Source organism: Pseudomonas sp. Sample_20, from assembly GCF_004307585.1.
GTDB lineage: Bacteria > Pseudomonadota > Gammaproteobacteria > Pseudomonadales > Pseudomonadaceae > Aquipseudomonas > Aquipseudomonas atacamensis.
This window is the reverse complement of the sequence record NZ_RCOA01000080.1, coordinates 1-18,908: the sequence shown is the minus strand read 5'-3', so window position 1 is coordinate 18,908 and position 18,908 is coordinate 1. Positions and strand designations below refer to the sequence as shown.

Below are 18,908 nucleotides of genomic sequence, written 5' to 3'. Positions count from 1 at the left end.
CCGAATCGATGCAGGACGGTTCCGACGCCGTCTCCGACTGGCCGCTGCTCAACGCACTGCTGAACACCGCCAGCGGCGCGACCTGGGTCTCCTTGCACCACGGCGGCGGCGTCGGCATGGGCTTCTCGCAGCATTCGGGGATGGTGATCGTCTGCGACGGTACCGATGAGGCTGCCGAGCGCATTGCTCGTGTGCTGCACAACGACCCGGCGACTGGCGTCATGCGCCATGCCGATGCCGGTTACCAGATTGCCATCGACTGTGCGAAAGAGCAGGGGCTGAATCTGCCGATGATCACTGGCGGGTAACACGCTCTGGTTTATGTGGGAGCGAGCCTGCTCGCGAAGGCGTCGTGTCAGTCGCTACTGCTGTGCCTGATACACCCGATTCGCGAGCAGGCTCGCTCCCACAGAGGAATTTCAGTGAACCCGAATAGCAATCCACAGAGGTTGAATCATGGCGGTTAACAACGAACGTGCAGGCAGTACACCGTTGATCGAAAGGCGTTCGATCGACTACATCCCGGAAGCGGAAAGACACGGTCGTCTGTTCAGTCAGTTCACCCTGTGGATGGGCGCCAACCTGCAGATCACCGCGATCGTCACTGGGGCCTTGGCCGTGGTGCTCGGCGGTGATGTGTTCTGGTCGTTGATCGGTCTGTTGATCGGCCAACTGCTCGGCGGTGGTGTGATGGCGCTGCATGCCGCGCAAGGGCCGAAACTGGGCTTGCCGCAGATGATCTCCAGTCGTGTGCAATTCGGCGTTTATGGCGCTGCGATTCCGATCGTGCTGGTATGCCTGATGTACCTGGGTTTCACCGCCACCGGAACGGTGCTGTCCGGGCAGGCGCTGGGGCAGTTGTTCGGTGTCAGCGACAGTGTTGGCATCCTGATTTTCGCCAGTGTCATCGTGCTGGTCACAGTGCTCGGCTATCGGGTGATCCACTGGATCGGCCGCGTCGCCAGCGTGATTGGCGTGATCGCTTTTGTGTTCCTGTTCTGGCGGCTGATGAGCCAGACCGACGTCGGTGCGCTCCTGCAAATCCGCCACTTCAGCTGGAGCAGCTTTCTGCTGGCGGTGTCGCTGGCGGCGTCCTGGCAGATCGCTTTCGGCCCGTATGTAGCGGACTACTCGCGTTACCTGCCGAGCGCCACTTCATCGGTGAAAACTTTTTTCGCCGCCGGTGCCGGCTCGGTGATCGGCGCGCAGGTGGCGATGATCCTCGGTGTGTTTGCCGCCGCTTCAGCCAACGGTCAATTCGCTGGCCATGAAGTCGCCTACATCGTCGGGCTCGGCGGTACCGGCGCCACCGCCGCGCTGCTGTATTTCAGCATCGCGTTCGGCAAAGTGACCATCTCGACGCTGAACTCCTACGGCAGCTTCATGTGCATCGCCACCATCATCAGCGGGTTCAAAGGACACTTGACGGTTACTCGCATGCAGCGGCTGATCTTCGTGCTGTTCATCGTCGGCGCGGCGACGCTGATTGCCCTGCTCGGGCAGCACTCGTTCCTCGGTGCGTTCAAGTCGTTCATCCTGTTTCTGCTCGCCTTCTTCACCCCGTGGAGCGCGATCAATCTGGTCGACTACTACTGCATCACCCGCGAGCGTTACGACGTGCCGGCGCTGGCCGATCCGAACGGCCGCTACGGCCGCTGGAACCTGCTCGGTATCAGCGTCTACGTGTTCGGCGTGCTGGTGCAGCTGCCATTCATCTCGACCAAGTTCTACACCGGGCCGCTGGTGGCCGCCCTCGGTGATGTGGACATTTCCTGGGTCATCGGCCTGATTCTCCCGGCCGCCGTCTATTACTTCTGCGCAAAGAAATGGCACAGCGCAGTGCCCGATCGCCTGATTCTGCCGGTCGAGCAGAACAGCACCCAACAAGCAAAAACGAGCGGGGCCGGTCGCGCTGCGGCGCAGGCCTGATCTGGACGTGGACCAGGCTGGATGCCTCTTGAACTGCCGTAAGCCCATTCATGATTAGGAGCGTCACGACAATGAAATCGAACAAGACCCTGCTGACCACATTGCTGTCCATGGGCCTGTTGGCCAGTGCCGGTGCGACGCAAGCCGCCGGCTGGTGCGAATCGGGCAAACCGGTGAAATTCGCCGGGCTGAACTGGGAAAGCGGCATGCTCCTGACCGACGTGCTGCAAGTGGTGCTGGAGAAAGGTTACGGCTGCAAGACCGACAGCCTGCCGGGCAATTCCATCACCATGGAAAACGCCCTGAGCAGTAACGATATTCAAGTGTTTGCCGAAGAGTGGGTCGGCCGCAGCGAGGTCTGGAACAAGGCCGAGAAGGCCGGCAAGGTCGTTGGCGTCGGTGCACCGGTGGTGGGCGCTGTCGAAGGCTGGTACGTGCCGCGTTACGTGATCGAAGGCGACGCCAAGCGCAAGCTCGAGGCAAAAGCCCCGGACCTGAAAAACATCGCTGATCTGGGCAAGTATTCCGCCGTATTCAAGGACGCCGAAGAGCCGTCCAAGGGCCGCTTCTATAACTGCCCGGCCGGCTGGACCTGCGAGCTCGACAACAGCGAAATGCTCAAGAGTTATGGCCTGGAAAACAGCTACACCAACTTCCGCCCAGGCACAGGACCTGCGCTGGATGCGGCGGTGCTGTCGAGCTACAAGCGTGGCGAGCCGATCCTCTTCTACTACTGGTCGCCGACGCCGCTGATGGGCCAGATCGATGCAGTCAAACTGGAAGAGAAACCCGGCGTCGACAAGACCGTGAGCATCAAGGTCGGCCTGTCGAAAACCTTCCACGACGAAGCTCCGGAACTGGTCGCCGTGCTGGAGAAAGTCAACCTGCCTATCGACCTGCTTAATCAGAACCTCGGGCGCATGGCCAAGGAACGTATCGAGTCGGCAAAACTGGCGAAAATCTTCCTCAAGGAACATCCTGAAGTCTGGCACGCATGGGTGAGCGACGACGCAGCCAAGAAAATCGACGCGGCCTTGTAGGTCAGGTTTCCCGGCTGCCAGCACGGCAGCCGGACGCTTGATCGCAACCCCTTGATTGAGAGTCCCTTATGTTTCCCGAAAGCTTTACCTTTTCCATCGCCGACTGGGTCAACGGTTGGGTCGATTCGCTAGTGACCAATTACGGCGACGTGTTCCGGCACATCTCCGACACGCTGCTGTGGGCCATCGTCAGTCTCGAGGGTCTGCTGCGTGCGGCGCCGTGGTGGTTGATGCTGGCAATCGTCGGTGTCATCGCCTGGCACGCCACGCGCAAAGTCGTGACCACGGCAGTCATTGTCGGTCTGCTGTTCCTCGTCGGCGCCGTTGGCCTATGGGACAAGCTCATGCAGACCCTGGCGCTGATGATGGTCGCGACGATCATTTCGGTGCTGATCGGCATCCCGCTGGGGATTCTCTCGGCGCGTAGCAATCGCCTGCGTTCGGTGCTGATGCCGCTGCTCGACATCATGCAGACCATGCCGAGTTTCGTTTACCTGATTCCGGTGCTGATGCTGTTCGGCCTGGGCAAGGTGCCGGCGATTTTCGCCACGGTGATCTACGCCGCGCCCCCGCTGATTCGCCTGACCGACCTTGGTATTCGCCAAGTCGACGGCGAAGTCATGGAAGCGATCAATGCCTTCGGCGCCAACCGCTGGCAGCAACTGTTCGGCGTGCAACTGCCGCTGGCGCTGCCAAGCATCATGGCCGGGATCAACCAGACGACGATGATGGCCCTGTCGATGGTGGTGATCGCCTCGATGATCGGCGCCCGTGGCCTCGGTGAAGACGTGCTGGTGGGGATTCAGACCCTTAACGTCGGCCGTGGCCTCGAAGCCGGCCTGGCGATCGTGATTCTCGCGGTGGTCATCGACCGCATCACTCAAGCGTACGGTCGGCCACGCCATGAGGTGAGCAAATGAGCAACGCAAGCGTGAGCAAGATCGAAGTGCGCAACGTCTTCAAGATTTTCGGCAACCGCGCCAAGGATGCGCTGGCCATGGTCGGCCAGGGCAAGAGCAAGGATCAGGTGCTCAGCGAAACCGGTTGCGTGGTCGGCGTGAACGACTTGTCGCTGAGCATCGGCACCGGCGAAATCTTTGTGATCATGGGCCTGTCCGGCTCGGGCAAATCCACCCTGGTACGGCACTTCAATCGCCTGATCGACCCCACCAGCGGGGCGATTCTGGTCGATGGCGAGGACATCCTGCAGTACGACATGGAAGCCCTGCGCGAATTTCGTCGGCACAAGATCAGCATGGTGTTCCAGAGCTTTGGCCTGCTGCCGCACAAGACCGTGCTTGATAACGTCGCCTACGGCCTGAAAGTGCGCGGCGAGAGCAAGCCGGTCTGCGCCGAACGCGCGCTGCACTGGATCAACACCGTCGGCCTCAAAGGCTACGAAAACAAATACCCGCACCAGCTCTCCGGCGGCATGCGTCAGCGCGTCGGCCTCGCCCGTGCGTTGGCGGCGGACACCGACATCATTCTGATGGACGAAGCGTTCAGTGCGCTGGACCCGCTGATCCGCGCCGAAATGCAGGACCAGTTGCTGGAACTGCAAAAGACCCTGCACAAAACCATCGTCTTCATCACCCACGACCTCGACGAAGCCGTGCGCATCGGCAATCGCATCGCGATTCTCAAGGATGGCCGGTTGATCCAGGTGGGTACGCCAAGAGAGATCCTGCATTCGCCGGCGGATGAGTATGTCGACCGGTTCGTACAGCGGCGGGCGGCGGTGGTGTGACGCTGAGTGGCCGTTGTGGTGAGGGGATTTATCCCCGTTGGGTGGCGAAGCCGCCCCAAACCATGCCCGCAAATCTGTCAGACAGACCGCGGTGGCCGGTTTTACGACTGCTTCGCAGCCGAACGGGGATAAATCCCCTCACCACAGGGTTACCGGCATCAACAGAATTGGTATGAGGTTTTAGATGTCCCAGGCTGAAAAAATCGTTATCACAGGCAGCCCTCTGCGTTGGCAGGACGTGGTCGCTGTCGCCCGTCACGGTGCGCCGCTGGATCTGTCCAGCGACACCTGGGCGCGCATCGACAACGCTCAGGCCATCGTTCAGCGCATCGTCGCCAGCGGCGAGCGCGCCTATGGCGTCAACACCGGTCTGGGCGGTCTGTCCAACGTCTCGCTGCAGGACGAACAGCTCAGCCAACTCTCGCGCAACACCTTGCTCAGCCATGCCTGCGGTGTCGGCCCGGTGCTCAGCGACGAGCAGACCCGCGCAATCATCTGCGCTGCGATCCACAACTACAGCCACGGCAAATCCGGCCTGCATCGGCGCGTGGTCGAAGGGCTGCTGGCGCTGCTCAATCGCGGCATCACTCCGCAGGTGCCGTCGCAGGGTTCGGTGGGCTACCTGACGCACATGGCGCACATCGGCATCGCGCTGCTCGGCGTCGGTAATGTCAGCTATCGCGGGCAGATCACCTCGGCGCAACAGGCGTTGGCCGAAGAAGGCCTGCAACCAGTGCAACTCGGTGCGAAGGATGGCTTGTGTCTGGTCAACGGCACGCCGTGCATGACCGGCCTCAGTTGCCTGGCGATTGCCGACGCTACGCGGCTGTTGCAATGGGCCGATGTCATTGGTGCGATGAGTTTCGAAGCCCAGCGCGGTCAGATCGATGCGTTCGATGCGGAAATCATCGCGCTGAAACCGCACCAGGGCATGCAGCAGGTCGGCAACAACCTGCGCGCCTTGCTCGATGGCAGCGAAGTGATCGCTGCGAGCAAAGGCATTCGCACTCAGGATGCGCTGAGCATTCGTTCGATCCCGCAGGTCCACGGCGCCGCCCGTGATCAACTGAAGCATGCGATCAAACAGGTCGAAGCCGAACTCAACGGCTGCACCGACAACCCGTTACTGCTCGGCACCCCGGACAATTTCCGGGTGATGTCGCAGGCCAACCCCCACGGTCAATCCGTGGCGATGGCTGCGGATCTGCTGGCGATTGCCATGGCCGAAATCGGCTCGATTGCCGAGCGTCGTCTGGACCGTTTGGTCAATCCGCACGTCAGCGGTCTGCCGGCGTTTCTGGTGGCCAATCCCGGGGTCAACTCGGGGATGATGATCGTGCAATACGTCGCCGCATCACTGTGTGCGGAAAACCGCCAATTGGCGCAACCGGCGGTGCTCGACAACTACATCACCTCGGGCCTGCAGGAAGATCACCTGAGCATGGGCACCAACGCCGCGCTGAAGCTGCATCGCGCGCTGGAAAACTGCACGCAGATCCTCGCGATTGAATACCTGCTGGCGGCGCAGGCGTTTGAATTCCTCAAGGAACAGCGCTTTGGCGTGGGCACTGACTGCGCGTGGAAACTGCTGCGCGAAACGGTCCCCGCCTACGATCAGGATCGCTGGCTGGCGCCGGATATCGCTGCCGCTGCGACCGTGCTGAAAGACCCGAATCTGCCGCACAACGTTCTACCGAATTTGCACTGACAACTACCCATACCAGCGTGCCAAGGCGTGGATCGTTCACAAGACGAGAAACGACGGATAACGGAATGCTCCGGAGCGACTGGTAGTTAATAACAATGCCTGACAGGAGCATTTTAATGACTGCGCTGAATCTGATCCCCGGCCAACTGAGCCTGGCCCAACTGCGTGACGTCTATCAGAACCCGGTCACACTGACCCTCGACAACAGCGCCAGCGCGCAGATCGAGGCCAGCGTCGCCTGCGTCGAGCAGATCCTTGCCGAGAACCGCACCGCCTACGGCATCAACACCGGTTTCGGTCTGCTGGCCTCGACGCGCATCGCCAGTGAAGACCTGGAAAACCTGCAGCGTTCGCTGGTGCTCTCGCACGCGGCCGGGGTCGGCCAGCCGATCAGCGATGAGCTGGTGCGACTGATCATGGTGCTCAAGGTCAACAGTCTCAGCCGTGGTTTTTCCGGGATCCGTCGGCAGGTGATCGATGCGCTGATCGCGCTGATCAATGCCGAGGTCTATCCGCATATTCCGTTGAAAGGTTCGGTCGGTGCGTCGGGGGATCTGGCGCCGTTGGCGCACATGTCGCTGGTGCTGCTGGGCGAGGGCAAGGCCCGCTACAAGGGCGAATGGCTTGAGGCCACCGAAGCGCTGAAAGTCGCCGGCCTGGCGCCGCTGACGTTAGCGGCTAAAGAAGGTCTGGCGCTGCTCAACGGTACCCAGGTTTCCACGGCGTTTGCCCTGCGCGGTTTGTTCGAAGGCGAAGACCTGTTTGCCGGTGCAGTGGCGCTGGGCAGTCTTACTGTTGAAGCCGTGCTCGGTTCGCGCTCGCCGTTCGACGCGCGCATTCATGCCGCACGTGGGCAGAAAGGGCAGATCGATGCAGCTGCGGCCTACCGCGATCTGCTCGGTGAGCGCAGCGAAGTCTCCGCCTCGCACCAGAATTGCGACAAGGTCCAGGACCCGTACTCGCTGCGCTGCCAGCCACAAGTCATGGGCGCCTGCCTGACCCAGTTCCGTCAGGCCGCTGATGTGCTGGCAGTGGAAGCCAACGCGGTTTCCGACAACCCGCTGGTATTCGCCGCTGAAGGCGACGTGATTTCCGGCGGCAACTTCCACGCCGAACCGGTGGCCATGGCCGCTGACAACATGGCCCTGGCCATCGCTGAAATCGGCTCGCTGAGCGAGCGGCGCATCTCGCTGATGATGGACAAGCACATGTCGCAACTGCCGCCGTTCCTGGTGGCCAATGGCGGGGTGAACTCCGGTTTCATGATCGCCCAGGTCACCGCTGCGGCGTTGGCCAGCGAAAACAAAGCGTTGTCCCACCCGCATTCGGTGGACAGCCTGCCGACCTCGGCCAACCAGGAAGACCACGTGTCGATGGCCCCGGCCGCCGGCAAGCGGCTGTGGGAAATGGCTGAGAACACTCGCGGCATTCTCGCCGTGGAATGGCTGGCGGCAGTGCAGGGCCTGGATCTGCGCAACGGTCTGAAGACCTCGCCGAAGCTGGAACAGGCGCGGGCGATTTTGCGCAAGGAAGTGCCGTTCTATGAAAAGGACCGCTTCTTTGCGCCGGACATCAATGCGGCGACGCAATTGCTGGCGTCGCGGTGCTTGACCGAGCTGGTGCCGGCGAAGCTTTTGCCGAGCCTTTAACCCTACCCACTGATCGTTCCCACGCTCTGCGTGGGAATGCCTCAAGGGACGCTCCGCGTCCAGTGACGCGGAGCGTCACGGGCTGCATTCCCACGCAGAGCGTGGGAACGATCACTATAAGAGGAACCGGGATGAAAACCCTCTGGCAACACTGCCACGTCGCAACCATGGCCAACGGCGCCTATTCGATCATCGAGGATGCCGCGATCGTGACGTCCGGCACGCTGATCGAGTGGATCGGCCCGCGCACTCAATTGCCGTCCGGCGAATACCCGGCGGTCAATGATTTGCAGGGTGCGTGGGTCACCCCCGGTCTGATCGACTGCCACACCCACACCGTGTTCGGCGGCAACCGCAGCGGTGAGTTCGAGCAGCGTCTGCAAGGCGTCAGCTATGCCGAGATCGCCGCGCAGGGCGGCGGCATCGCCAGCACCGTGCGCGCCACTCGCGAAGCCACTGAGGACGAGCTGTTCGCCAGCGCCGCCAAACGCCTGAAAAGCCTGATGCGCGACGGCGTGACTACGGTGGAAATGAAATCCGGCTACGGTCTCGATCTGGCCAACGAGCGCAAGCTGCTGCGGGTCATCCGGCGCCTGGCCGAAGAGCTGCCGATCAGCGTCCGCAGCACTTGCCTGGCGGCGCACGCGTTGCCGCCGGAGTACAAGGATCGCGCCGACGACTACATCGATCTGGTCTGCGAGCAGATGCTCCCGGCCCTTGCCGCCGAAGGTCTGGTCGATGCCGTGGATGCGTTCTGCGAATACCTGGCGTTTTCGCCGGAGCAGGTCGAGCGGGTGTTCGTCGCCGCGCAACAACTCGGACTGCCGGTAAAGCTGCACGCCGAGCAGTTGTCCTCGCTGCACGGCTCCAGCCTCGCCGCGCGCTACAAAGCCTTGTCCGCCGATCATCTGGAGTTCATGGACGAGGACGATGCCATCGCCATGGCCGCCGCCGACACCGTCGCCGTACTGCTGCCAGGCGCGTTCTACTTCTTGCGCGAAACCCAGTTGCCGCCGATGGAAGCGCTGCGCAAGCACAAGGTGAAAATCGCCATCGCCAGCGACCTCAACCCCGGCACCTCGCCGGCGCTGTCGTTGCGTCTGATGCTGAACATGGCCTGCACCTGTTTCCGCATGACCCCGGAAGAAGCTCTGGCCGGGGCGACCCTTCATGCCGCGCAGGCGCTGGGCATGGCGCAGACCCACGGCTCGCTGGAGGTCGGCAAGGTCGCTGATTTCGTGGCGTGGGACATCGAGCGTCCGGCGGATCTGGCCTATTGGCTCGGTGGCGATCTGGACAAGCGCGTCGTGCGTCACGGCGTCGAATCGAATCTGTAGGAGAACGGTTGTGGACAAGGTACTGAATTTCAAACAAGGCCGCGTGCCGCTGCTGATCAGCATGCCCCACGCTGGCGTGCGTCTGACCCCGGCTGTCGAAGCCGGGTTGATCCCCGCCGCGAAGAGTTTGCCGGACACCGACTGGCATATCCCGCAGCTCTACGATTTTGCCGAGGAACTGGGCGCGAGTACCCTGGCGGCTGAGTATTCGCGTTTCGTCATTGACCTCAACCGGCCGTCCGACGACAAGCCGTTGTATGCCGGGGCGACCACCGGGTTGTATCCGGCGACGTTGTTCGACGGCATTCCGTTGTTTCAGCAAGGTCTGGAACCGTCGAAAGAGGAGCGCGCGACTTACCTGGAGCAGATCTGGACGCCGTATCACCGCACCTTGCAGCAAGAGCTGGCGCGATTGAAAGCCGAATTCGGCTACGCGCTGTTGTTCGATGCGCACTCGATCCGCTCGATCATCCCGCACCTGTTCGACGGCAAACTGCCGGACTTCAACCTCGGCACCTTCAATGGCGCCAGTTGTGATCCGCAACTGGCTGCTGAACTGGAAGTGATCTGCGCGCGGCACGAGCAGTTTACTCATGTGCTCAACGGTCGCTTCAAAGGCGGGCACATCACCCGCCAGTACGGCGACCCGGCGCAGAACATCCACGCCGTGCAGCTGGAACTGTGCCAGTCCACCTACATGGAAGAGTTCGAACCGTTCCGCTACCGCGCCGACCTCGCCGAACCGACGCGGGTGGTGCTCAGGGAATTGCTGCAGGGCTATCTGGTCTGGGCAAAATCTCACTACAGCGCCTAACCGCTGTGGGAGCGAGCCTGCTCGCGAAGGCGTCCGTTCAGCCGACAACCAGGCCGAATGACACACCGCGTTTTGATCGTTCCCACGCTCTGCGTGGGAATGCAGCCCGTGACGCTCCGCGTCACTGGACGCGGAGCGTCCCAAGAGGCGTTCCCACGCAGAGCGTGGGAACGATCAGGCCCCGGAGCATGCTCATTGACGCAAATCGGGTTTATGATGCCCAACGGCAGAATAATACGAGTCCCCCCAGGGATGACCTCGACCCCTTACGGAGCGCGCAATGCAGACTTTGTTTCCGCAGATCAAACCCCACGCCCGGCACGATCTGGCTGTCGATGACACCCATACGCTGTACGTCGATGAAAGCGGCTCGCCGGAGGGTTTACCGGTGGTGTTCATCCACGGTGGCCCCGGCGCCGGCTGTGACGCCCAGAGCCGGCGCTATTTCGATCCGAATCTGTATCGCATTGTCACCTTCGACCAGCGCGGCTGCGGTCGTTCCACCCCGCACGCCAGCCTGGAAAACAACACCACCTGGGATCTGGTCGAGGACCTGGAGCGCATCCGCAAACACCTGGGCATTGAAAAATGGGTGTTGTTCGGCGGCTCCTGGGGTTCGACCCTGGCGCTGGCCTACGCGCAAACCCACCCGGAGCGGGTCCATGGTCTGATTCTGCGCGGGATTTTCCTGTGCCGTCCGCAGGAAATCGAATGGTTCTATCAGGCCGGCGCCAGCCGTCTGTTCCCCGATTACTGGCAGGACTACATCGCGCCGATCCCGCTGGACGAGCGCGACGACCTGCTCAACGCTTTCCACAAACGCCTGACCGGCAACGATCAGATCGCCCAGATGCATGCGGCGAAGGCGTGGTCGACCTGGGAAGGGCGCACCGCGACCCTGCGCCCGAACCCGCTGGTGGTCGATCGTTTCTCCGAGCCGCAGCGCGCGCTGTCGATTGCGCGGATCGAATGTCACTATTTCACCAACAATGCCTTCCTTGAACCTAACCAGCTGATTCGCGACATGGGCAAGATCGCTCATCTGCCCGGCGTGATCATTCACGGTCGTTACGACGTGATCTGCCCGCTCGACAACGCCTGGGAATTGCACCAGGCCTGGCCGAACAGCGAATTGCAGGTGATCCGCGACGCCGGCCACGCCGCATCCGAGCCGGGCATCACCGATGCGCTGGTGCGCGCCGCGAGCAAAATGGCCCAGCGCCTGCTCGACCTGCCGCTCGAAGAAGCATGAAGGCGCTGTTGCAACGCGTACGCGGCGCGCGGGTAGAGGTCGCCGGCGAGGTAGTCGGCGCGGTCGATCAGGGCTTGCTGGTGCTGGTGGCGGTAGAACCCGACGACACGCGTACCAGCGCCGACAAACTTCTGCATAAGCTGCTTAACTATCGGGTATTCAGTGACGCCGAGGGCAAGATGAATCTGTCCCTGGCGGATGTGGGTGGCGGGTTGCTGCTGGTCTCTCAGTTCACTCTCGCCGCCGACACCAAAAGCGGCCTGCGTCCGAGCTTTTCTACGGCCGCACCGCCGGCGCTGGGTGAAGAATTGTTCGACTATTTATTGAGTCAGGCGAAACAGGTGCATGGCACTGTGGCATCAGGTAGATTCGGCGCCGATATGCAGGTGCACCTGGTCAACGATGGCCCGGTAACCTTCCTGTTACAGACCTGACAGTGCCTGAAACATGTTTTTCGGCAATTTCGACTGTTTTTAGGCTGTTTTCGCGATAAATACTTTGTTACCCCTAATGCGTTGTCATCCGGGCTACTAGATAATCGCGCGCTGCGGGGATCGACATTCGTTGATCCGTTTTGACTTAGGTAGAGACTTGTCTGGATCCGATTGGGGAATCATTTTGCCCCGGCGGAGTCGGAACATTGCTCGCCAACCTGGCATAAAGATAGCTGGCCGTTGGTTTATTGATCTGTTTTCGGCGAGGGTTGCTCGTGATTGTTAGTCCCTGTAATGCAGCAAAAATGTCTGCCAAACGCATGCGAAGTGCTCTGGTAGCGGGTTCGGCGCTCCTGTGCCTGCTCAGCGCCGGTCAGCTTTGGGCGTTCAATCTTGACGACGTATCGGCCAAGGCCAAAGAGCTGGCCGGGCAGAAGTTCGAAGCCCCGCGCAGCAACCTGCCGAACGAATTCCGCGAAATGAAGTTCGCGGACTACCAGAAGATCCGCTTCCTCACCGAAAAGGCTGAGTGGGCCGATCAGAAGACGCCGTTCAAGCTCTCCTTCTATCACCAGGGTATGCACTTCGATACACCGGTGAAAATCAACGAAATCACCACCAATACCGTCTCGGAGATCAAATACGATCCGAGCCGCTTCGATTTCGGCGACCTGAAATTCGATCCGAAAGCCACCGAGCAACTGGGTTATGCCGGTTTCCGTGTGCTGTACCCGATCAACAAGGCCGACAAGCAAGACGAGATCATGACCATGCTCGGCGCGAGCTACTTCCGCGTCGTCGGCAAGGGCCACACCTATGGTCTGTCGGCCCGTGGTCTGGCGATCGATACTGCGCTGCCGTCGGGTGAAGAGTTCCCGCGTTTCCGCGAGTTCTGGATTCAGCAGCCCAAGCCGGGCGACAAGCACCTGGTGATCTTTGCTCTGCTCGACTCGCCGCGTGCCACTGGTGCCTACCGTCTGATCCTGCGTCCGGGCAGCGACACCATCGTCGACGTCAAAGCGCAGATGTTCCTGCGTGACAAGGTTGGCAAACTGGGTATCGCGCCGCTGACCAGCATGTTCCTGTTCGGCGCCAACCAGCCGTCGAAAGTGCTCAACTACCGTCGTGAACTGCACGACTCCAGCGGTCTGTCGATCCATGCCGGCAACGGCGAGTGGATCTGGCGCCCACTGAACAACCCGAAACATCTGGCCGTGAGCAACTTCAGCGTCGAGAACCCGCGTGGTTTCGGTCTGCTGCAGCGTGGCCGCGACTTCAGCCACTACGAAGACCTCGACGACCGCTACGACAAACGCCCAAGTGCCTGGATCGAGCCGAAGGGCGAGTGGGGCAAGGGCACTGTCGATCTGGTAGAGATTCCGACCGCTGACGAAACCAACGACAACATCGTTGCGTTCTGGAGCCCGGAAAAAATGCCGGAGCCAGGCCAGCCGCTGGACTTCGCCTACCGCATGCATTGGACCATGGACGAAGCAGCACTCCACGCGCCGGACAGCGCCTGGGTGGCACAGACCCTGCGTTCGACCGGTGACGTCAAGCAATCGAACCTGATCCGTCAGCCCGATGGCAGCGTGGCCTATCTGGTCGACTTCGAAGGCCCATCGCTGGCGGCACTGACGCCGGATGCCGACGTGCGCAGTCAGGTCAGCGTCGGTGACAACGCCGAACTGGTCGAGAACAGCGTGCGCTACAACCCGGAAACCAAGGGCTGGCGTTTGACCCTGCGGATGAAGATCAAGGATCCGAGCAAAGCGACCGAGATGCGCGCTGCTCTGGTTCAGCCGGTGGTCACCGCAGATCTGGGCAAATCGGTGCCGGCGTCCAATTCGTCGGTCGCCAAGGCTGACAAGGTTGCCGCCAAGCAACAGGAAAAACTCGACAAGGAAGCCAAGGCCGCCGAAGCCAAACAGGCTGAAGCCAAGCCTGCAGCCGACGCCAAGGACAAGGCCAACAAAGACGCCAAGCAGCCAGTCGCTGCCGACGCGGCCCCAGCCACACCGGAATCGGCGCCGACTGAAGAAGTCCTGACCGAGACCTGGAGCTATCAGTTGCCTGCCGATGAGTAATTCACCAGTACAGCCAGAGACTCTGTCCGAGTATCTGGCGCATCTGCCGATGACCGACGAGCAACGCGCGGAACTCGCGGGTTGCCAGTCGTTCAGCGAGCTGCATGAACGCCTGTCGTCCTCGACATTCGACGCCCCTGCCGAAGCCGCCCAGGCTTCGGTGGGCAAGCGTCTGACCCTGAGCACTGCCGAAGAACTGGCTGAAGCGGAAATGCTGGTGCTCGACGCCAGTGGTCGGGTCAGCCTCAAGGCGACCCCGCCGATTCGCCGCACCAAGGTCGTGCCAGAGCCATGGCGCACCAATATCCTGGTGCGTGGCTGGCGCCGTCTGACCGGGCGCACCAACCCGCCGCAGCCGCCGAAGGACGCCAATGTCCTGCCGGCCGCGCGCTGGCGCACCGTCGGTTCGATCCGCCGCTACATTCTGTTGCTGCTGATGCTCGGTCAGACCATCGTTGCCGGCTGGTACATGAAAGGCATCATGCCGTACCAGGGCTGGTCGTTCGTCGATCTGGAAGAAGTCCTGCATCAGCCGCTGCTGCAAACCGCCACGCAAGTGCTGCCGTATGCGCTGCAAACCAGCATCCTGATTCTGTTCGGGATTCTGTTCTGCTGGGTCTCGGCCGGTTTCTGGACCGCACTGATGGGCTTCCTTGAGTTGCTCACTGGCCACGATAAATACCGTATCTCCGGGAAAAGCGCCGGTAACGAGCCGATTCCCAAAGACGCGCGTACTGCGCTGGTGATGCCGATCTGCAACGAAGACGTGCCGCGTGTATTCGCCGGTCTGCGTGCGACGTTCGAATCGGTAGCGGCCACCGGTGATCTGGATCGCTTCGACTTTTTCGTCCTCAGCGACAGTAACGACACCGATATCTGCGTCGCCGAGCAACAGGCCTGGCTGGATGTCTGCCGCGAGGCCAAGGGCTTCGGCAAGATCTTCTATCGCCGTCGTCGCCGTCGTGTAAAACGCAAGAGCGGCAACCTCGACGACTTCTGCCGTCGTTGGGGCGGTGACTACAAGTACATGGTCGTGCTCGACGCCGACTCGGTGATGAGCGGCGAGTGCCTGACCAGTCTGGTGCGCCTGATGGAAGCCACGCCGGACGCCGGGATCATCCAGACCGCGCCACGTGCGTCGGGCATGGACACCCTGTATGCGCGGATGCAGCAGTTTGCGACCCGCGTGTACGGCCCGCTGTTTACCGCCGGCCTGCACTTCTGGCAGTTGGGTGAATCCCACTACTGGGGTCACAACGCGATCATCCGCATGAAGCCGTTTATCGACCACTGCGCTTTGGCGCCGTTGCCGGGCAAGGGCGCGTTCTCCGGTGCGATCCTGTCCCACGACTTCGTCGAAGCTGCGCTGATGCGCCGTGCCGGCTGGGGCGTGTGGATTGCCTACGACCTGCCGGGCAGTTACGAAGAGTTGCCGCCGAACCTGCTGGACGAGCTCAAGCGTGACCGGCGCTGGTGCCACGGCAACCTGATGAACTTCCGCCTGTTCCTGGTCAAGGGCATGCACCCGGTGCACCGCGCGGTGTTCCTCACCGGCGTGATGTCTTACCTGTCGGCGCCGTTGTGGTTCTTCTTCCTGGTGTTGTCGACCGCGCTGCTGGCGGTGAACACGCTGATGGAGCCGCAGTACTTCCTCGAACCGCGCCAGCTCTATCCGCTGTGGCCACAATGGCACCCGGACAAGGCCATCGCGCTGTTCTCGACGACCATCGTGCTGCTGTTCCTGCCGAAGCTGTTGAGCATCATCCTGATCTGGGCCAAGGGCGCGAAAGAGTTCGGCGGCAAGTTCAAGGTGACCCTGTCGATGCTGCTGGAGATGCTGTTTTCCATGCTGCTGGCGCCGGTGCGGATGATTTTCCACACCCGCTTCGTCCTCGCCGCGTTCCTCGGCTGGGCCGCGACCTGGAACTCGCCGCAGCGTGACGACGACTCGACGCCGTGGAGCGAAGCGGTCAAGCGTCACGGTCCGCAGACGTTGCTGGGCTTCTTGTGGGCGCTGCTGGTGATCTGGCTGAACCCGAGCTTCCTCTGGTGGCTGGTGCCGATCGTCGGTTCGCTGATGCTGTCGATCCCGGTATCGGTGATCTCCAGCCGTGTCGGCCTGGGCCTGAAGACCCGTGACGAGAGCCTGTTCCTCATCCCCGAGGAATACAATCCGCCACAGGCTTTGCTGGCAACCGATCAGTACACCCACGAAAACCGTTATCACGCCCTCAACGACGGCTTCGTCCGCGCCGTGGTCGATCCTCAGCAGAACGCCCTGGCGTGCTCGCTGGCGACCTCGCGTCACGGCCAGGCCGAGCCGATCGAGTGGCTGCGTCAGGAACGCGTGCGACACGCGATCAAGGTCGGCCCGGCCGGGCTGAACAACCATGATCGCCTGCAACTGCTCAGCGACCCTGTTGCACTGGCACGTTTGCACGAGCAGGTCTGGGCCGAAGGTCACGCTGAGTGGCTGGACGCCTGGCGCGCTTCGGTGAAAGCCGATCCGCATGCGCCGTTGCTGCCGCTGCGACCGGTGAGCCTGCAGGCTCAGCCGGCCTGATGAGAAAACCCCGCTGATTCAGCGGGGTTTTTTTATGTCCGCTGTTGAGCTGCGAACAAACACCGATCAAACCTAAAACCAGTGCAAAGCATCCGTCGCCGAATTGGCGCGCCCGTTCCCTACGACGCGCAAACCGCGCCGCTGCCTTCGCGAGCAGGCTCGCTCCCACCTTGGAATGCGTTTCCCTGTGGGAGCGAGCCTGCTCGCGAATGGCATCACCTCGGTTACAGGCGAACCGAGGTTGTGCATCAACTCAGACTTTGAAACGGCCTACCAGCATCTGCAGATGCGTGCCCAGTCGCGCCAGTTCAACGCTGGATGCGGCAGTCTCCTCGCTCGCCGCCGAGGTCTGATCCGACACATCGCGCACGTTCAGCACGCTGCGGTTGATCTCTTCGGCCACGGCGCTCTGCTGCTCGGCAGCGGCGGCGATCTGCTGGTTCATTGCCTGGATCGCCGACACAGTGCGGGTGATGCTTTCGAGCGAGCCGCCGGCGCGCCGGGTCAGTTCGACGCTGCTGTCGGTGAGGCTGCGGCTGTTGTCCATGATCGTCGCCACTTGCTGGGTACCGTTTTGCAGACCGACGATCAGCTCTTCGATCTCTTCGGTGGACTTCTGCGTGCGCTGGGCGAGGCTGCGCACTTCGTCGGCAACCACGGCGAAACCACGTCCGGCTTCACCGGCGCGGGCCGCTTCGATGGCGGCGTTGAGGGCCAGCAGGTTGGTTTGCTGGGCCACTGACTTGATCACGTCGAGGACGCTGCCGATCTTGTCGCTTTCACGCTTGAGCTCGCCCATGGCTTCGGTGGAATGGCCGACCTCGACCGCCAGACGCTCGATCTGCGCGATAGCTTCGCCGACGACCTTGTCGCCTTCACGGGCCTGTTGGTCAGCGGCGACAGCGGCCTCTGAGGCTTCTTCAGCATTGCGTGCGACTTCCTGCACGGTGGCGGCCATCTCGTTCATGGCGGTGGCGACCTGATCAGTCTCGACCTTCTGATTGTTGACCCCGGCGCTGGTCTGTTCGGTCACCGCCGAAAGTTCTTCAGCGGCGCTGGCGATCTGCGTGACGCCGTCGCTGATACCGCCGATCAACTCGCGCAGGCCCTGGGTCATGCTTTGCATCGAGCGCTGCAATTGCCCGAGTTCATCGCGACGCAGGGACACCAGGTTGTGGGTCAGGTCGCCGGCGGCCACGCGCTCGGCGACCTTCAGGGTCTGGGTCAGCGGAATGATGATTTGTCGGGTGATCGCCCAAGCGGCAATCAGACCGAAGGCCAGCGCCAGCGCAGTGGCGATCAGCAGCATGTTCTTGGCATGGGCGGCATCGGTGTCGCGCACCACGGTTTGCGATTCGGTGAGCTTCTTGCTGGCCGCGATCAGGATGTCGCCCTGGGCCGACATGTTGGCCAGTGCGGCGGTGTTCTTGACCTGTGAATCACGGAACTGAGCGACGGCGGCGCGATAGGCCTTGAGCGAGTCGGTGGCCTGCTGCAGGTTGGCGATGTGCTGCTCTGGCACTCGGGTCGGCAGGCTTTCGAGGTTTTTCAGGGCGTTGTCGATGGCGGTCAGCGCCGGTTGCTCGGCATCGGCCTTGCCGCTGTAGGTGTAGCCGCGCACCTGATAGCGCGCCTGCTGCAACAGTTTGCTCAGCTCGATCACCGCGTTGTACTGCGCAACGCTGTCACCTTGCAGCAGTGCACTTTCGACTTCGCCGACCTTGGCCACGGCATTATCGGCATTGGCGCCAAGCTTGCTGCGCGCGTCTTCACGCTGGACGGTGGCCTGGGTCATTTCGCCGAAAGCGCGTTTGTATTCGGCGACCGCAGCAAGCTGTTGATCGACCATCGCCACATCGGATGGCTGCTCGATCATGCCGCGTGCCGATTGCAGACCGCTTTCGAGTTTGCTGAGCAATTCATTGACCGCGCCCGGACCCTGTTCACCACGACGCATGTCGTAGTCCATGCGCGCCAGGCGCAGGTCTTTGGTCAGCTCATTGAGGCTGGAAATGAAGCCGAGCTTGTCGCCACGGCTGATGATGCCGCTCATGCCGGTCCAGCCGGTGAAAGTGATCAACAGCGTCAGCAACAGCACCAGGCCGAAACCGATGCCCAGCTTGCGTTTGACGCTGACGTTTCCAAGACTCTCGGCTAACCAACGGTACATGCGACCACTCCCTTCGGACCACTTGATTGGACTTATAGGGGCTGTATCGGCTGGGTGATGGCAATCTGTAACGCCTTTTGTCCGACGCGGTTGCGTCAGAACAGGCGTGCAAGCAGGGCGGTGACGGCGGTTTCGACGCGCAGGATGCGCTCGCCCAGTTGCACCGGTTGCAGGCCGG

General features: G+C 61.8%; 14 protein-coding genes and 1 pseudogene. 13 read left to right on the top strand and 2 right to left on the bottom strand.

Annotated elements, in window-relative coordinates; translation table 11 throughout:
- From D8U70_RS17210 to mdoH, 13 genes and pseudogenes are all read left to right on the top strand, one after another.
- A pseudogene (locus D8U70_RS17210) lies at positions 1-308 on the top strand (urocanate hydratase); the annotation flags it as partial.
- Between the two features lie 148 nt (positions 309-456).
- Entirely contained in the window at positions 457-1,929 is a 1,473-nt protein-coding gene (locus tag D8U70_RS17205; RefSeq protein WP_130929378.1) for a cytosine permease, read from the top strand.
- A gap of 71 nt (positions 1,930-2,000) precedes the next feature.
- On the top strand, positions 2,001-2,969 hold the full coding sequence (locus D8U70_RS17200; RefSeq protein ID WP_071174126.1) for an ABC transporter substrate-binding protein: 969 nt from the start codon (positions 2,001-2,003) through the stop codon (positions 2,967-2,969).
- A gap of 68 nt (positions 2,970-3,037) precedes the next feature.
- The gene (locus D8U70_RS17195; protein WP_016772087.1) at positions 3,038-3,889 is read left to right on the top strand and encodes a proline/glycine betaine ABC transporter permease; all 852 of its coding nucleotides are present in this window, start codon (positions 3,038-3,040) and stop codon (positions 3,887-3,889) included.
- A complete protein-coding gene (locus D8U70_RS17190) occupies positions 3,886-4,716 on the top strand; it encodes a glycine betaine/L-proline ABC transporter ATP-binding protein (protein WP_130929377.1) in 831 nt (276 codons plus the stop codon). The genes D8U70_RS17195 and D8U70_RS17190 overlap by 4 nt, the downstream gene beginning before the upstream one ends.
- Before the next feature lie 184 nt (positions 4,717-4,900).
- Positions 4,901-6,424: a histidine ammonia-lyase gene (hutH, locus tag D8U70_RS17185; RefSeq protein ID WP_130929376.1), complete on the top strand. Its 1,524-nt coding sequence runs from the start codon at positions 4,901-4,903 to the stop codon at positions 6,422-6,424.
- 116 nt (positions 6,425-6,540) lie between these two features.
- Positions 6,541-8,073: a histidine ammonia-lyase gene (gene hutH / locus D8U70_RS17180; RefSeq protein WP_130929375.1), complete on the top strand. Its 1,533-nt coding sequence runs from the start codon at positions 6,541-6,543 to the stop codon at positions 8,071-8,073.
- Positions 8,074-8,204: 131 nt separating this feature from the next.
- On the top strand, positions 8,205-9,410 hold the full coding sequence (gene hutI / locus D8U70_RS17175; RefSeq protein ID WP_130929374.1) for an imidazolonepropionase: 1,206 nt from the start codon (positions 8,205-8,207) through the stop codon (positions 9,408-9,410).
- Between the two features lie 10 nt (positions 9,411-9,420).
- Positions 9,421-10,224, top strand: coding sequence for an N-formylglutamate deformylase (gene hutG / locus D8U70_RS17170; RefSeq protein ID WP_130929373.1), 804 nt, complete (start codon positions 9,421-9,423; stop codon positions 10,222-10,224).
- A 280-nt stretch (positions 10,225-10,504) separates the two neighbouring features.
- The gene (gene pip, locus D8U70_RS17165) at positions 10,505-11,476 is read left to right on the top strand and encodes a prolyl aminopeptidase (protein WP_073471584.1); all 972 of its coding nucleotides are present in this window, start codon (positions 10,505-10,507) and stop codon (positions 11,474-11,476) included.
- Positions 11,473-11,910 (top strand): D-aminoacyl-tRNA deacylase, encoded by a 438-nt coding sequence (gene dtd / locus D8U70_RS17160; protein WP_122601419.1) that lies wholly within the window; start codon positions 11,473-11,475, stop codon positions 11,908-11,910. Before pip ends, dtd begins: the two co-directional genes overlap by 4 nt.
- A 305-nt stretch (positions 11,911-12,215) precedes the next feature.
- Positions 12,216-13,997: a glucan biosynthesis protein G gene (locus D8U70_RS17155; protein WP_162098724.1), complete on the top strand. Its 1,782-nt coding sequence runs from the start codon at positions 12,216-12,218 to the stop codon at positions 13,995-13,997.
- Positions 13,990-16,560, top strand: coding sequence for a glucans biosynthesis glucosyltransferase MdoH (gene mdoH / locus D8U70_RS17150; protein ID WP_073471586.1), 2,571 nt, complete (start codon positions 13,990-13,992; stop codon positions 16,558-16,560). The genes D8U70_RS17155 and mdoH overlap by 8 nt, the downstream gene beginning before the upstream one ends.
- A gap of 253 nt (positions 16,561-16,813) precedes the next feature.
- On the opposite strand, the gene D8U70_RS17140 is transcribed toward mdoH, so the two are convergent.
- Positions 16,814-18,730 (bottom strand): methyl-accepting chemotaxis protein, encoded by a 1,917-nt coding sequence (locus D8U70_RS17140; RefSeq protein ID WP_122705145.1) that lies wholly within the window; start codon positions 18,728-18,730, stop codon positions 16,814-16,816.
- A gap of 95 nt (positions 18,731-18,825) precedes the next feature.
- Positions 18,826-18,908 (bottom strand): 16S rRNA (uracil(1498)-N(3))-methyltransferase (locus D8U70_RS17135; RefSeq protein WP_347238404.1); only part of this gene is annotated, 83 nt, incomplete at its 5' end.